The following is a 15582-nucleotide window of genomic DNA, read 5'->3' on the forward strand; positions in this document are numbered from 1 at the left end:
ATGCAATACGTCTATGTGCGTCGCGCAAGGCCAGGCGGGCGGCACGCGCATGCCTGGCAAGCCCATTAAAAAACCGCGCGGCCCTTTCGGGCCCGCGCGGTTTTCGTCATGCCAGCAGCGTGGCGACGCAGCTTACTTCTTGTAGTTCGCCACGCCTTCGCTGATTTCCTTATGCGCGGCTTCGAGGTCCGCCCAGCCCTCGACCTTCACCCACTTGCCCTTCTCCAGCGCCTTGTATTGCTCGAAGAAATGCTTGATCTGATCTTTCAGGTACGCGGGCACGTCGTCGATCGACTTGAGGCTCGCGGTCATCGGGCAGACCTTGTCGTGCGGCACGGCGATCAGCTTCGCGTCCACGCCCGATTCGTCGGTCATTTGCAGCATGCCCAGCGCGCGTGCGCGCACCACGGAGCCGGCCAGCAGCGGGAACGGCGTGATCACCAGCACGTCGACCGGGTCGCCGTCGCCCGACAGGGTTTGCGGAATGAAGCCGTAGTTGGCCGGATAGCGCATGCCCGTGCTGATGAAGCGGTCGACGACGAGCAGGCCCAAGTCCTTGTCGGCTTCGTACTTCACCGGGTCGCTCTGCGCCGGGATTTCGATGATGACGTTGAAATCTTGCGGAAGGTCTTTGCCTGCGGGGACGTGATTGAAGCTCATGGGCGCTCTCTGATCAGGATGGAATTCGGAACACGGCGTGCGGTGCGTGAGCCCGGGCGGCATGGATCGTGAAGCTCGCCTGGAGCCGCGGCCCCGCGGCCGGACAGTGCGGAATGCGCCATTATAGCCAATCGGCCGGTGGCACCCGTCGCCGGATCGGCGCGATAATCGTCCCGCGTCTCTCGATTGTGCCTCTCGTTTGTGAACACCGCGTATCCGGCCCCTCGTCAGTGCCGGCTGCGCGATCTCAAGGAGCATGCATGGAAGAAGCCCGACACTTCATCGGCGGCGAATGGTCCGCGGGATCAGGCGGCGAGACGATCGCCGTGCTCGATCCCTCGGACGGCCAGCCGTTCACCCAGCTCGCGCGCGGCACCGCCGCGGATATCGACCAGGCGGTGCAGGCCGCCCGCCGCGCGTTCGAAGGCGCATGGGGCGAGGCGAGCGCCGCCGAACGCGGCCGCGTGCTGTACCGGCTCTCGATGCTGGTCGCCGCCCGCCAGGAGGAACTTGCGCAACTCGAAGCCCGCGACACCGGCAAGCCGCTCAAACAGGCGCGCGCCGATGCGGCCGCGCTCGTGCGCTACTTCGAGTTCTACGCGGGCGCGGCGGACAAGCTGCACGGCGAAACGCTGCCTTATCAGGCCGGCTACACGGTGCTGACGATCCGCGAGCCGCACGGCGTGACCGGCCACATCGTGCCGTGGAACTATCCGATGCAGATTTTCGGCCGCAGCGTGGGCGCGGCGCTCGCCGCCGGCAACGCGTGCGTCGTCAAGCCGGCCGAGGATGCGTGTCTGTCCGTTCTGCGTGTCGCCGAACTGGCGGCCGAGGCCGGTTTGCCGGCGGGCGCGCTGAACGTCGTCACAGGTTATGGGCACGAGGCGGGAGCGGCTTTGGCATCCCATCCGGGCATCGATCACATCTCGTTCACCGGCTCGCCCGAAACGGGCAAGCTGGTCACGCAAATGGCCGCCGAAAACCACGTGCCCGTCACGCTGGAACTGGGCGGCAAGTCGCCGCAAATCGTGTTCGCCGACGCGGATCTCGACGCGGCGCTCCCCGTGCTCGTCGCGGCGATCGTGCAGAACGCCGGGCAAACCTGCTCGGCGGGCAGTCGCGTGCTGATCGACCGGGCCATTTACGAACCCTTGCTCGACCGTCTGAGCGACGCGTTTCACGCGTTGCGCGTCGGTCCTTCGCATGCCGATCTCGACTGCGGGCCGCTCATCAACGCGAAACAGCAACGGCGCGTGTGGGACTTCCTCTCCGACGCGCAGCACGACGGCATTCCGATGGCGGCGCACGGCGAAGTGATCCCCGAAGCGCCGCAAAGCGGCTTCTATCAGGCGCCCACGCTGCTGCGCGACGTGCCCGCAGTCCACCGACTCGCGCGCGACGAAGTGTTCGGCCCGGTGCTCGCCGCGATGTCGTTCAGCGACGAGGACGAAGCGCTCGCGCTCGCCAACGGCACGCAGTTCGGCCTCGTGGCCGGCATCTGGACACGCGACGGCGCGCGGCAGATGCGTCTCGCGCGGCGCTTGCGTTCCGGTCAGGTGTTCATCAACAACTATGGCGCGGGCGGCGGCGTCGAGTTGCCGTTCGGCGGCGTCAAGCATTCGGGCCACGGGCGCGAAAAAGGTTTCGAAGCGCTGTATGGCTTCACGGTGCTGAAAACCATCGCCATTCGTCACGGCTAGGCGTGGTTGATTAGGCACTGGGTTCATCGCAAACGCATCACCATTCACAACAAACAGCGGAGACATCATGCGGTTGACAGGTAAGACAGCCATCGTCACAGGTGGCGGATCGGGTTTCGGCGAAGGCATCGCGAAGACCTACGCGCGCGAAGGCGCGAACGTCGTGGTCAACGATCTGAACGGCGCGGCCGCCGAACGCGTGGCGAGTGAAATCGCGCTGGCGGGCGGCAAGGCGATCGCGGTGCCGGGCAACGTCGCGCAACAGGACGACTGGCGCAAGCTGCGCGAAGCCGCGCTCGAAGACTTCGGCAGCGTGCAGATCGTCGTCAACAATGCGGGCACGACGCATCGCAACAAGCCGGTGATGGAAGTGACCGAAGCCGAGTTCGACCGCGTGTATGCGGTGAACGTCAAAAGCATCTACTGGAGCGTGCAGGAATTCGTGCCGTACTTTCGCGAGCAAGGCGGCGGCTGTTTCATCAACATCGCGTCGACGGCCGGCGTGCGGCCGCGGCCGGGCCTCGTCTGGTACAACGGCAGCAAGGGCGCGGTGATCATCGCGAGCAAATCGCTTGCCGTCGAACTGGGCCCTGACCGCATTCGCGTGAACTGCGTGAACCCGGTGATCGGCGAAACGGCGCTGCTTTCCGAATTCATGGGCGTCGAGGACACGCCGGAAAATCGTCAGCGCTTTCTCGCGGGCATTCCGCTCGGGCGGTTCTCCACGCCGCAGGATATCGCCAACGCCGCGCTGTATCTGGCTTCGGACGAAGCAGAGTTCATCACGGGCGTGTGTCTCGAAGTCGACGGCGGGCGCTGCGTGTAGGTGACGCGCAGGTGGCGCGCAGGTGACTTGTAGGCGGCGCCCAGCTTGCCGCCGCGGGCCGTCGCACGCGCGGCCCGCTTGCAATGTCAGTGTTTTCCCCCGGTATCTATTCGTCATGCAAGCCATTCCGCGCGGATAGAATCGGGCGACAGCGGCACTTCATTTCCACAAGAAAAGAGGAGACATCATGGCCAGTCCCGCAGATCCGCTTCACCATCCCGGCGCGGGTGCGCCGCCTTCCAGCTTCGAAGAGGCCACCTACCGCAAAGTCGGCTGGCGGCTGACGCCGTTCTTGATGCTGTGCTACGTGGTCGCGTATCTGGACCGCGTCAACGTCGGTTTCGCCAAGCTGCAAATGAGCGCGGACCTCGGTCTGAGCGACGCCGTATATGGCTTCGGCGCGGGGATTTTCTTCCTCGGCTATTTCATCTTCGAAATTCCGAGCAACGTGATCCTGCACAAAGTGGGCGCGCGCGTGTGGATCGCGCGGATCATGGTGTCGTGGGGCGTGATCTCGATGCTGACGATGTTCGTCACCACGCCCACCATGTTCTACGTCATGCGCTTCCTGCTCGGCATCGCCGAAGCGGGCTTCTTCCCCGGCATCATCCTGTACCTCACCTATTGGTATCCGTCGCACCGGCGCGGCCGCATGACCACCTGGTTCATGACGGCGATCGCGCTCTCCGGCGTGATCGGCGGTCCGATCTCGGGCTACATCATGAAGAGCTTCAACGGCGCGAACGGCTGGCACGGCTGGCAGTGGCTGTTTCTGCTCGAAGGTATTCCGTCGGTGCTGGTCGGCATTCTGGTGTTCTTCATCCTCGACGACCGCATCGCGAAGGCCAAGTGGCTTACCGCCGAAGAGAAGGAGTTGCTCGAGCGCCATGTGTCCGCGGAGGAAGCCACCAAGCACGACATGCCGATCCGCCAGGTGCTCACGAGCGGGCGCGTGCTGATGCTGAGCCTCACGTACTTCTCGTTCGTGATGGGTCTTTACGGCGTGAGCTTCTGGTTGCCGACCATCATCAAGACGACCGGCGTGACCGACGCGTTCGCGATCGGTCTGTTGTCCGCGATTCCGTTCGCGGCGGCGGTGGTGGCGATGGTGCTCGTGTCGCGTAGCGCGGATCGCCACCGCGAGCGGCGCTGGCATATCGCGTTGCCGGCGTTCGCGGGCGCGATTGGTTTGATTCTCTCTGTTGTGTGGACGCACAACACGGTATTGGCGATGGCTTCGCTCACGCTCGCCACGATGGGGATTCTCACCACGCTGCCGCTGTTCTGGAGTTTGCCGACCGCGATTCTTGCGGGTACGGGCGCGGCGGCCGGGATTGCGATGATTAATTCGATTGGGAATCTGGCGGGCTTTCTCAGTCCGTATGCGGTGGGGTGGCTCAAGCAGGCAACCTCGGCGAATGATTCGGGGATGTATATGCTGGCCGGGTTTCTCGTGCTTGGCGGGTTGCTGGCGATTAGTGTGCCGGCGAAGATGGTCAATAAGTAAGTGGCGGCGGTTTTTGCTGGCGCTTCGCTGGTCCAGATACCCGATTGCGGTTCTGGACCAGCGAGCTAGACGCGCTCGCCGTCTTCATCAGGAGCGAGGCGGCTCGCTCCTCGATGGACCTACTTCCCGCTTAACAGATCCTTGGTCCGCAGCGTAATCGCCGACAGGCCTTTTTCCACGATCTCCTGCCAGTCGCTGGCAACCACGACCTTCTTGGATTCGCTAACGCGCGTCTTGACGGTCTGCTCACCATGAAGCGCGCCGACATCGCCTGACAACTGCAGTTCCGACTTCTGGTTGGTTGAAATGGACCAGAAGCCGGGCTGGAACCAGGCCCAGAAATCGATGATTTGCGCCGTCACCGGAGTGGCGGCGGCAAAGTTGGGGTCGTCCTGCTTCACGACGATGTAGCCGGCCTCCTGAAAGCCTGTAGCCAATGCGCTTTCAACGAGGCCAGAGACCGTCTTGCCTTCGGGAAGCACCACGTCGCCGAGCGCCTTGCCATAACTGTTTCTCTTCCGACCGATCGCGCGAGCTTTCGACGCATCGCCAGAATCTTCAGCCGGATCCAGTGACGCCATGTCGGCGCTGGGAGGGGCGACCGTGAACGTGCGTTTGTCCTGTACGGAATCAATGCGTACGTATTTCCCCGTTGCAGGATTTTTGCCTTGAGGCGCGGAGACGTCGACAGTTGTCCGGCCTGCCGCGCATCCGGCGAGAATGGACACGGCGAGACCATAGATAGCGATTCGACCCAATAGCATGATTGTTTTACCCCTAGTTGAAGATTGATTGTTTTAATTGCCAAACCAAACGTTCGACGGTGCGGCGCGAGAAGATGGATGCGCTTGAGCTGATTCCGCCGGATCGGAAGAATATCGTGATTCTCGTTCGGTAATCCAATGGTTCGGCATTATTCCAACTTCTGGAGGTCTTTTTGAAAAGAAGTGTCGAGGAGAAGCTTCTTGCTCAAAATCTCTCTGGAGCATTGATATGCGTCGGCTGTTTATGCTTGCGCTGTTTCTGATGTGTTTCCCAGCTTGCTCTCGCGGAGCCGCCGAATTTTAATGCGGGAGTGACTTGCGTCATGGTTGCTGGTGGATGCAGTGGTCTGGAAAGTTGATGCTTCAGGTCGCACTGCATCCGACATCGCATCTTTTCATGCCAGGGCTGCAGCGGTCGTTTTATGACTTTCGCATAGACGCCCGGACGTGTGCTGCGATCGTCCAACGTCAACATACAGCCATTCGCCCTTGCGCTCAGCGCCGACGTTCAAGTGACCGCTTTGCAAAGAAATTAGCCCCTCTTCCCCACGTCGATGCGGAGCCCTATCGTGACCTTACCGCCGTGGCGCCACGGTAGTACGCGCGACGCAGAAAGTGAAGTGCGGTGTCCAGCATCAGCGCTTGCTGTGATGCACCGCGCAGCTGGGCAACCGCTACTTCAAATCAAATGGGATGATTCAGATCGGCCGCGAGTTGGGATGCGATGTTGTTTGCCCCTTCCGTCAAATCGAGTTTGATATCGGTGGCTACCACATTCAACTTCGAGTAGTTGAACGTTTTCCTGTATATAGCATTGCCGGCATCGAGCGGGTCGGAATCGTTCGGCTTTCTTCTGAAGTGCAACAAGTTGTCGGCCTTCGGATACATCACGGCATTAGCAGAGACATAAAGATTTCCCGACTGCAACTGGTAGCCAACATCGACGAATAGGACTGCGCTTGCCGAAGCATTGTCAAAGACGATTCTTTTCTGCGTGCTCGAGTTGACAGTCTCGACATCGAGCGGCGCGGCAAATTTGATGGTCTGAAGCATGCCAACTGCACTGTTGGACGCCTGCTTCATGACGGCGCGGAAGTCATAATCGTGGAGTTGCTCAAGCATCGGAGCGGCGGTGCTTTCCGCCGAAGAGCGCCGGGCCGCATCGATTCCCGCTGCAACCAGAGCTCCGAGGAGGCCCGTGGCGCCAGCATTGGTAGGCGTCACTGTCACCAACAAGCTATTCTGGGGAATGAATAGCGCACCGGCTACCGGTCCGAGTTCATGCTGCTCCTGCTTCGTTACCGACATGGGTGGTGTCGTCGCACATCCGGCCAGCGCTGCGATAAACAACAACAAAAAGAGGTTTCTCAGGTTCATTTCCGGGATCAGTTCCGAGTTAGCGTGTGATTAAGATGGCAGCGCCCGTAAGCCATATGGCCTTTCCATCAATCGTTTCGGCGGATTCAGCGCGGCAGTGCAGAGGGCTGAACAGACGAAGTCGAATGATCGCGCGCTGCGATAACATTAACGACAGATTTTTGATTAACTTTAGCGAACGGCGACATTAAGAGGTTCGTCGATGACCGGAGTGGCTAAATACGGAGACGCCTGAGAAGGCCATGCCATCAACCGCTAACTCGCGCGAAGTTAGCGCGAACATCCCGTCAAGCGCGAATGAGGGTCTTCCACTGGCAAGCAATGCAATAGACGCTATCACCCGCTTCGTGATAATGGGGCAATAAATCGCATATGTTCTGCCGCCGGACGCTGCTGGCTTCCCTATTTCCACGGTGAACGGCGCACCGCATTTGCCGAACCATGAGCGTCCGCTTCGGCGAAACTGGAGCGGCTTAGGGTCGGTTGATCGGAGACTGCCGCGATTTGTCTCGGTTCGGCCAGGAAGAGACGTCGCTCGACGGAGCTATATGGCTGAAACTCATCGCGTTTCGGTCACATCTTCTCCATGTTACGATCCGCAGCAATTCAAACGAGCGTACGAGGGCGAGCGGCCGTGGCTGAGAAGAAAACGGATGAAAAAAATTTCAAGGAAAAGAAAGGTTGGAAGGACAACCTATTGTCCTCCAGCGTGCCGATGGAATTTGAAGTATCCAAACTGTTAGTGAAGCATGGCTTTTCCACCAGTGCCGATTATTCCTATACCCGGCACGGCGCACAGGGAAGAGACGACTTCTCCGTTGACCTTCACGCGTCAATCTACCTGCCGTATCGCAGGCCGAACGAGATCACAACAGAATTCCAGTTGTTGATAGAGTGCAAGCATCGGCATCGCAACAACAAATGGTTGTTTTTTCCGGACCCGAACCTCAGCGACTTCTCATCGTTTACCCTGGGCCATACGCTACGGGTTGTAGACGATTTCGCGCCCGTGATGCTGGATACCCAGCCCTCTACCGCTTTCGACAACAAGGAAGAGCTCTGTATCAAGGGTGTCGAGATTGATCTGAGCAATGGAACAGTGCATGACGCAGAAATAAGAAGAGGCCTAGCCCAACTGCAATACGCTCTGCCGCGCCTAGTAACAGAAGCAATCGAGTGGAATTTGGGCATGCACCCGGAAGAGTGTTACCCCTTCCTCTACTGCCCAATCTTGCTGACGACATCGGAAATACTGGTCGCAAAACCAGACACGACAATCGCAAGTGTGGAGAATGCAAACGCGCTAACGGACCTTGCAACTCCTGCCTCTTGGGTGGTGGTCTACTGCGAGCAGACGCAGGACTTCCAGCGGCATCGGCAGGTCGCGTGCGAGCCACTGTCCGGACTGGCCGAGTCAGGTGCCACTGACTGGATAGACGCGGTGCGAAAGAGCGCAGGAGTTCACGATTACGGTCTTCCGTCTGCGGCATGTGAAGAACTGACCGACGGATATTCACGCGGGAGACTTAGCAAATACTTTGGGCAGTTCATCGTCTGCTCATTGCCACACTTCGAGTCACTGCTAGGCAAGCTGAAGACGGTCGCCAGCAAGACGGACAAGACGCGAAAGGAATTGTGGGTCAAACCGTCGTCAGAACTATCGGTATGATGAGGTCGGCCGCCTTAAGACAGGCGGAGCAAAAGGTGGACAGGTGTTTGGGCTCGCCCCTCTGCCATTTTCTCGCAGAAATGCGACTTTACGCGTCTAGTATGCCTGCTATGAAAGGGTAGACGAGCGGTTACTTTGAAGAGGCTTCTCCATGCCTCTCATGCCATTCGCCGGTAGCTTGTCGAAACGCTTCGCCGTGAGAAGTAGTGCCGTTATGAAGCATCGCGCTTGCAAATTCGGCAAACCCTTCGAGCACATCGAGCGGATCGGCGCTCGGCTCTCGGTCAGTGCCTTTTGCATCTTCCTCACGCATCGCCCGAAAGATTCCTTGGGACAGGAAGACGTTAGCATCCTCTTCCGTCACTGCCGCTCGCAGGTTGTGCGCTAGGCGATTGCGGATCTTGTTCAAGTGGCGGATGCCGCCAATGATCATCTCAATCACTGGGGCATCCGACCTTAGCAAGTTCGCCTTTTGTGCAAAGGTTAAGCGGGCTTCATCGAGATCGCCGAGAGCAGGATTTGCGTGCTGAAGGTACTCCGTGAGGTAGTGTTCGAGATATAGATGCGCGCGAAGAATGCGTCCAATACTGTCAGTGTCTTGATTCCAGCGTTCCTTCATCGCGTCGTAATCCGCTTCCATTGCAGCGAACGCTTTCTCACGACCGCCCATAAGTTCAAGGGCGCGCGTGGCAATGAACTTGACCTCGTTGGGGGGACTCGTTTCAGTCATGACCGTCTCCTTGTATCTGTTTTGCTGTGCAATATGCACTAGTAGATGCGCTGATGGAGTTCGACTCACGCGGGCTATTCGCATCGACAGTGCTGAAATTTACGCCCAATGTCTGCGGTGAGCGCGACGAACCACCATGCGGCGTCATTGCGCTGCGAGAGGCGTTCTGATGCTAGCGACGGCAGCGCCGCGTGACAACGTCTCATATCGGGGAGACTTCGAACCGGCGTCGATGCTGCCTGAGTGACTGAAATGGGTCCGGTTACTGCCGCTCGGCAACGGACAAAGCGGCAGTTCACCAGGTTTGCTCGACTACGGCCGGTTAGGGGCCGAAGCTGCGCCCCTATCCGACTCCCTACGCCCGATATTTGAGCGAAACCCACGTTTGGATATTCGTTCCATCTCGGCCGAACCCGGCCGTCTGCTGATTCCCCCTATCCGGCCAGTTCACGATGCAAGGCCCGATACTCCTGCGAAAGTTTGTGTCCCGGATCGAGGTGAATGACGGGGGTCGCCTGCTGATGCGATTCGCGGATCTTCACGGACGAAGACAGCCGTGAAGCCAGCACCGGCAAGCCTTCACTGACGAGTTCGTCGACCAGCTTTTGAGGCAGGCTCGCACGAGGCTGAAACTGGTTGATGACAATCCCTTCCACCTCCAGTGCGACGTTGTGATCCTGCTGGATCTCCTTCACGTTTTCCAGCAACGTGTAAAGCGCGCGACGGGAAAAGTCATCACAGTCGAACGGGATCAGACACCGCTCGACGGCGATCAGCGCGGAGCGGGTGTAGAAGTTCAACGCTGGCGGCGTGTCGATATAAATCGCGTCATACATGTCGAGTTCGTTGAGCGCGTCACGCAACTTGTAGATCTTGTAGCGGGATTCCAGTTTGCCGTGCAACGCGTCCAGGTCAGGATGAGCGGGCATGATGTCCAGATTCTCAAACGGCGTCGGATGAATGAACGACGTTACTTCTACGGGCCGGAAGCTGAACGTTAGCGCGGTTTCAAAGAAGCCAGCGACGGTGGGATGGGCCTCGCTGGCCTGCGGGCCGAGCAGGTATTGAGTTGAATTCGCCTGGGCATCCAGGTCGATAACCAGAGTGCGCAGACCTTCGCTGGCGCTGATGGCCGCAAGGTTGCAGACGATGGTCGATTTGCCTACGCCACCTTTCTGATTGAATACGACGCGCCGCATATTCTCCCCTTGAACGGAAGCTGTCCCAAAGGCGCCAGCATACCTGAGTCAGTCGGCTGGGATGGATGTGGGCGGCTATTTTCCGGCATGGGTCGTTGTGTCGTTGAAGGGGAAAGCGCGTCAGCGCGGTCGATGGTCTGACCGTTTGAGAAGATTAGTTGTTACTGATGGGCAGACACCTTGCCGTTGGCAGGTAAGCCGCGGCTGGAAAAGTGTGGCGTCGCTTGGTGTTAAGACTATCGCATCGGGCCCTGTTCGGCCAACAACGGTCGCTCAGCTTGGCCGCCTAAATCAGCTAGCCGAGGCATAGCAGTGGTTACACAATCATCAGTTTGTGTGTCAATATTGACGCCATGGAACTTCGTAACATCCTGAGCAAGTCTCACCACCATCACGGTCGCTATTCGATGCGCCGTGGTTCGTTACGTCCATAGCAGGAAATCCGGGATCGCATTTCCTCTTTCCATGCACAAACGACCAAGGCGCCTTAGGCGCCTTTTTTATTTTCAACACCAAAGAGGATTCTCATGACCATGATTCGCGGAACACGTTTCATCGTTGGCAAGGAAGCCGCGCAAATTCGCGCTCTGGAAACTCGATTCCGGAGCTATCTTCATTAACGTTGGAGCGGAAGAGGCTATCGTCCCCGCCTTGTGGTCGCAGGATACGTTCATCCAGAAGGCTGGCGGTAGCGAGATCATCGGCCAAATGTGGGCCTTCTCCGATAAGAAGGGACGGGCTTGCTGCCTGATTCCGGAAGCGACAGCTCTCTTCCAGGAACGATGTAGTGAGTTGCTGGGTCGCCAACAGGAGCGGATGTTGTTTTATATCGCTCGATGTTATCGCTATGAACGACCGCAAGCCGGCCGTTACCGTGAATTCTCCCAACTGGGATTCGAATATCTGTGCCCCGATCCGGAATTGGCGATCATGCGCAGTAAGGAAATAGTGACTGGCTTTTTTGACTCACTTGCACTTCGCTATGAAATCGACGGTTCGGCCCACAGGGGCCTCAGCTACTATCTGAACGGGCGGGGCTTCGAGATGCGCTGCACCGAACTCGGAGCACAACAGCAGGTGGTGGGCGGCGGCGCATATCGGGAAGGTGCCGGCTTCGGCATCGGCGCTGAACGACTGCTGCTGGCGATGATCGCCCAAGGGCTGGTGTAGCGACACGCACGCTGGAGAGGCTTGTGTTTCGCAACTATCGCAAGCCTCAAATCGCGATTGATAGACTGCTGAGTCGGGACGCGAACGTCCGCCTCCTATTACCTCGACCGTCCCCTTTGGGTGGGCATATGCCGATCGTAAAGAACAGCGACCCGCATATCGCGACAACAACGTTGCGCCGTGGAACTAGACATCCTTCTTATCGGTTTGGAGCGGCCCATGGCGTTCGAGCGTCTGCTTTTCGGCCAAGCGAATGTCCCGAATCGGTCCGCGGCCGACAACCGCCCTTCACCTGCGGGCCGAGGCCCCCTTATGCACATTGCATGATGACCGACCGGGCAACAACGGCCGTTCGACACAATGCTTCAGATCGTCGACAATCTCTGTTGAAAGTGGATAACGATGCGGGGGATGGCTGTCCCGCTGGGACGCGCTGCCCAAGTGTCTGCAAAGGTGGCGTGATTTCCTAGGCTCCGATATCAAAATAGAAGATTCTCCGGGGATAGTGAATGAAGCTAACGCTGCCGCCATTACTTGGCTTAGATACTAAATTTGCAAAAGGAACGGTCAAGCAGTTGAAGGAAACCTCCAGGACATTGGAGGCTGAAATGACGCGGTTTACGCTTCCATCTGCGCTCGGATGGATGTTCAAAACCAATGCAAGTGAGGTCATTTACGTGTTCCAGCGCTTACCGGTGGCGGCGCAGATACCTTCGGATGGCACATCGTTGGTTGGCAATATCCCGGAAGGCGCGGACGAAATTGATCTTCAAACTGCCAAATGGATACCTTGGAACGCGTCAATGGTAAGTAATTCCGCCGCCGAGGCACTAGATAGTTGGCGAAACGCATTCAGGTATATCAGCGAAGAGGACGCCGGTTCCGGAAAACTTGGTCTTCGCAAGCCGCAGATTGGCGCGCTCCATGCGATACATGCGCATTGGTCGACGACTTCCAGTGTTGCGACTGTCGTGATGCCGACAGGGACGGGGAAGACTGAGACCATGTTGGCAACTTTGGTCACGGCGCGCTGTCCGCGTCTGCTTGTTCTGGTTCCAACGGACGCGCTCCGGCGACAAATTTCCGAAAAGTTCTACAGCCTAGGAATTCTTAAGCGCCCGGATTGTGTGGTCTTGGATCAAGCAGCGATCAGACCCGTGGTGGGTACACTAGTGAAGCTTCCGTCTACTCCGGACGAGGTCGACGAATTCTTCAGCCAATGCAACGTCATTGTAACCACCAGCGCATTGGCCGGACTTTGCTCCTCTGATGTTCAGGACCGAATGGCGGAGCAATGTTCGCACCTATTCATCGATGAGGCACATCACGCGGAGGCGCCGACGTGGAAACGGTTCAAGTCCCACTTCAAAGCACGCGAACGGCCTATTTTGCAGTTCACGGCGACTCCGTTCCGAGAGGATGGTCTTCCACTCGACGGGAAGATTGTCTATGTCTACCCCCTCAGAATGGCACAGCGCGAGGGATACTTTCGTTCAATTCGCTTCAGAAATGTCTTCGAATTCAGCACGCCGCGAGCCGATATAGAAATCGCCAGAGCGGTTGTGGAAGAATTGCGCGCAGACGCAACAGGACTTCACGTCGCCATGGCGCGTGTTGCTACGAAAGCTCGTGCCGCTCAGGTGCTTGAGATCTACCGCAGTATCGGGGAATACAAACCTGTCATGCTCCACAGCACCATGTCTACGAAAGAAGCGAATGCCTCTCGGAGCTTGCTGGACTGTGGACAATCACGGATCGTAGTCTGTGTGGACATGCTCGGAGAAGGCTTTGACATGCCCGAGCTGAAGATTGCGGCATTCCACGATCTTAAGAAGAGCCTGGCGATCACCCTGCAGTTGGCTGGCCGTTTCACGCGAGCGAGAGAAGATCTAGGTGGCCCTGTATTTATCGCAAACACTGCGGATGTAAATCTTCGCGAGGAGCTTCGAACACTATATTCCCAGGATCCTGACTGGAATCGTCTCCTACCAGGCCTGAGTGAAGGAGCGATCGACCAAGAAGTGGAGGCGCAGGAATTCCTTGCTGGATTTGTTGGACAGCTCGACGATATTCCATTGCACGAAATTCGTCCATCCGCAAGCATGGTCGTGTATCGCACCCGATGTGAGATGTGGAAGCCTGAGAACTACCGAAAAGCTTTTCGAGGAGGATCGAAGGAGGAGCGGATTTATCCTATTCTTAATGCGGCCGAACACACCCTGGTAGTTCTAGCGCCGCGACGCCAAGGTGTACCGTGGACCGATATCGCGTCGGTTGAAAGTATCGTCTGGGAACTCTGTATCGCTGTATGGGATCAACAGCGAGCGCTCCTATATGTTCACGGATCAACTAACACCGGTACTTACGCCGATTTCGCTAAAGCGCTTTGCGGAGACGACGCTTCCTTGGTTGTCGCACCGGAAGTGTTTAGGGTGATGGCTGGAATCAATCGGCTAATGCTCACGAATGTCGGACTCAACGAACAAATTGGCCGTCAAATTCGATACACCGGCCGCATGGGCCCCGACGTAGGCGCGCGTCTATCTGAAGCAACCCTAGGCACTTCAACGAAAGCTGTTCTCGCAGGGGTCGGATTTTCACGTGGGGAGCAAACATCCATCGGTGCAGGAAAGCGCGGGCGTGTTTGGTCGAATTTGCGCTTGCGTGTAAGCAACTTTTCTGATTGGTGCAAGCAGGCTGGCGAGAAGATTGGGAACGACGATATCGATCCGGAAGAGGTTCTGAAAGGCACCTTGATTCCGCGCATGGTCATGGCGCGCCCATCCGCCGTTGCTATTGGAATCGACTGGCCGGTTGAACTCATCGACTTCAATGAGTCCGTCACAGCCTTTTCGTTTGAGTACATCTCAGAAGTCTTTATGACTCATGTCGGCATCGAACTTGTCGAGTACTCGGCAACGGCGCCGCTGATCATCCGTATATTCACCGACAAGCGGGAGGTCAAGGTCCGTTTGAAGTTCGTAGGATCTGGTGCCACGGCCGACTTCGCTTTTGTCTATGAAGGCACGGGTCGCGCTTCGATCCGGCGTGGGAAAACGGTCGACGTTTGTGACTTCCTCACTGAGTTCCCTCCGACTATTTGGTTCGCGGACGGATCGAGGTTGGACGGAAACATGCACACTGAGTTGCGTACTGGCTCAACGCTGTTTCCGCGGGACAAGCTAGAGGTAGTCGATTGGACGGACGTTGATATCAAAAAGGAGTCGCAACGTGAAGAGCGCAGGAAGGACTCGGTACAGTACAGAACCATCGAGGTTTTGAAGGATCGGTACGCATATGACGTAATGGTCGATGATGACGGGGCGGGTGAGGCGGCGGACATTGTAGGAATAGCTCTCGATGATCCCGTTGCGCCGAAGCTTATTACGGTCGATTTGGTGCATTGCAAGTATTCAGGCGGGAATACGGCGGGGGCGAGAATCGACGATATGTACGTCGTATGCGGGCAGGCACAGCGCAGCGTTATGTGGCTGCATAACAAGGACAGACGGACAGACCTTTTCGTTCACCTTCTAAAGCGCGAGTCTATACGTATCGACGAAGGGAGACCTTCACGTATCGAAGTTGGCAGCCGTGATCGGCTAGCATTGATCAGAGACATCAGCCGCACGTGTGCAGTAACGCTCAGAGTTTTCATTGTTCAACCGGGACTTTCCAAGACGGACGCAGCTGAGCATCAGCTGGCACTGCTTGGTGTCACTGAGAAATTCTTGAGCGAGACTTACCAACTTCCGTTATATGTCTTTTGCGGTGACATTGTGAGGGTTGAATAGGCGGGTTTATCGTGTATCGTAATCTTGGAATTTTTGTAGACCCTAAACCGCATCCGACACCACCAGAATCCCGCACACCCACCTCGCGCCCTACCCGCCCTTATCCCTTCAGCCAACCCGAGACATTTAGCCCACCAGGTTGAATGCAACCAAGGTCGCCTCCCTTATAATTACCGAGTCGCCGGG

Annotated in this window: 11 protein-coding genes; 6 read left to right on the forward strand and 5 right to left on the reverse strand. The window is 57.7% G+C overall.

What is annotated here, in order from left to right:
* Positions 1-132: 132 nt before the first annotated feature.
* The gene (ppa, locus tag BUE39_RS21545) at positions 133-660 is read right to left on the reverse strand and encodes an inorganic diphosphatase (RefSeq protein ID WP_073430750.1); all 528 of its coding nucleotides are present in this window, start codon (positions 658-660) and stop codon (positions 133-135) included.
* A gap of 260 nt (positions 661-920) precedes the next feature.
* On the opposite strand from ppa, the gene BUE39_RS21550 reads away from it, so the two are divergent.
* The 3 genes from BUE39_RS21550 to BUE39_RS21560 all read left to right on the forward strand — a co-directional run bounded on the left by BUE39_RS21550 (position 921) and on the right by BUE39_RS21560 (position 4693).
* Positions 921-2360, forward strand: a complete 1440-nt coding sequence (locus tag BUE39_RS21550) for an aldehyde dehydrogenase family protein (protein ID WP_073430751.1) — start codon at positions 921-923, stop codon at positions 2358-2360.
* A gap of 67 nt (positions 2361-2427) precedes the next feature.
* Complete coding sequence (locus tag BUE39_RS21555; RefSeq protein WP_073430752.1) at positions 2428-3186, forward strand: SDR family oxidoreductase; 759 nt, start codon at positions 2428-2430, stop codon at positions 3184-3186.
* A gap of 187 nt (positions 3187-3373) precedes the next feature.
* Positions 3374-4693 carry an MFS transporter gene (locus BUE39_RS21560; RefSeq protein WP_073430753.1) on the forward strand — a complete coding sequence of 440 codons (1320 nt, stop codon included), beginning with the start codon at positions 3374-3376 and terminating at the stop codon, positions 4691-4693.
* Positions 4694-4812: 119 nt separating this feature from the next.
* Here BUE39_RS21560 and BUE39_RS21565 read toward each other — a convergent pair whose 3' ends face one another.
* Together BUE39_RS21565 and BUE39_RS21570 are read right to left on the reverse strand one after the other, a co-directional pair.
* Positions 4813-5457, reverse strand: coding sequence for a YajG family lipoprotein (locus tag BUE39_RS21565; RefSeq protein ID WP_073430754.1), 645 nt, complete (start codon positions 5455-5457; stop codon positions 4813-4815).
* A 684-nt stretch (positions 5458-6141) separates the two neighbouring features.
* The gene (locus tag BUE39_RS21570) at positions 6142-6834 is read right to left on the reverse strand and encodes a hypothetical protein (RefSeq protein WP_073430755.1); all 693 of its coding nucleotides are present in this window, start codon (positions 6832-6834) and stop codon (positions 6142-6144) included.
* 634 nt (positions 6835-7468) lie between these two features.
* Here BUE39_RS21570 and BUE39_RS21575 point away from each other — a divergent pair.
* Positions 7469-8503 (forward strand): hypothetical protein, encoded by a 1035-nt coding sequence (locus tag BUE39_RS21575; protein WP_073430756.1) that lies wholly within the window; start codon positions 7469-7471, stop codon positions 8501-8503.
* A gap of 130 nt (positions 8504-8633) precedes the next feature.
* Here the strand turns inward: BUE39_RS21575 and BUE39_RS21580 are convergent, their stop codons facing one another.
* Together BUE39_RS21580 and BUE39_RS21585 are read right to left on the reverse strand one after the other, a co-directional pair.
* Positions 8634-9233: a hypothetical protein gene (locus BUE39_RS21580; RefSeq protein ID WP_073430757.1), complete on the reverse strand. Its 600-nt coding sequence runs from the start codon at positions 9231-9233 to the stop codon at positions 8634-8636.
* 434 nt (positions 9234-9667) lie between these two features.
* Positions 9668-10432 carry a ParA family protein gene (locus BUE39_RS21585; RefSeq protein WP_073430758.1) on the reverse strand — a complete coding sequence of 255 codons (765 nt, stop codon included), beginning with the start codon at positions 10430-10432 and terminating at the stop codon, positions 9668-9670.
* 558 nt (positions 10433-10990) lie between these two features.
* On the opposite strand from BUE39_RS21585, the gene BUE39_RS21590 reads away from it, so the two are divergent.
* Entirely contained in the window at positions 10991-11602 is a 612-nt protein-coding gene (locus tag BUE39_RS21590) for an ATP phosphoribosyltransferase regulatory subunit (protein WP_073430759.1), read from the forward strand.
* 509 nt (positions 11603-12111) lie between these two features.
* Positions 12112-15396, forward strand: coding sequence for a DEAD/DEAH box helicase (locus tag BUE39_RS21595; protein WP_073430760.1), 3285 nt, complete (start codon positions 12112-12114; stop codon positions 15394-15396).
* Positions 15397-15582: the final 186 nt, after the last annotated feature.

Origin of the sequence: Paraburkholderia terricola, assembly GCF_900142195.1 — a bacterium.
Taxonomy (GTDB): Bacteria; Pseudomonadota; Gammaproteobacteria; order Burkholderiales; family Burkholderiaceae; genus Paraburkholderia; species Paraburkholderia terricola.

Coding starts and splice junctions, on each gene's coding strand:
- ppa (WP_073430750.1), bottom strand. CDS start 660: ATGAGCTTCAATCACGTCCCCGCAGGCAAAGACCTTCCGCAAGATTTC.
- BUE39_RS21550 (WP_073430751.1), top strand. CDS start 921: ATGGAAGAAGCCCGACACTTCATCGGCGGCGAATGGTCCGCGGGATCA.
- BUE39_RS21555 (WP_073430752.1), top strand. CDS start 2,428: ATGCGGTTGACAGGTAAGACAGCCATCGTCACAGGTGGCGGATCGGGT.
- BUE39_RS21560 (WP_073430753.1), top strand. CDS start 3,374: ATGGCCAGTCCCGCAGATCCGCTTCACCATCCCGGCGCGGGTGCGCCG.
- BUE39_RS21565 (WP_073430754.1), bottom strand. CDS start 5,457: ATGCTATTGGGTCGAATCGCTATCTATGGTCTCGCCGTGTCCATTCTC.
- BUE39_RS21570 (WP_073430755.1), bottom strand. CDS start 6,834: ATGAACCTGAGAAACCTCTTTTTGTTGTTGTTTATCGCAGCGCTGGCC.
- BUE39_RS21580 (WP_073430757.1), bottom strand. CDS start 9,233: ATGACTGAAACGAGTCCCCCCAACGAGGTCAAGTTCATTGCCACGCGC.
- BUE39_RS21585 (WP_073430758.1), bottom strand. CDS start 10,432: ATGCGGCGCGTCGTATTCAATCAGAAAGGTGGCGTAGGCAAATCGACC.
- BUE39_RS21595 (WP_073430760.1), top strand. CDS start 12,112: ATGAAGCTAACGCTGCCGCCATTACTTGGCTTAGATACTAAATTTGCA.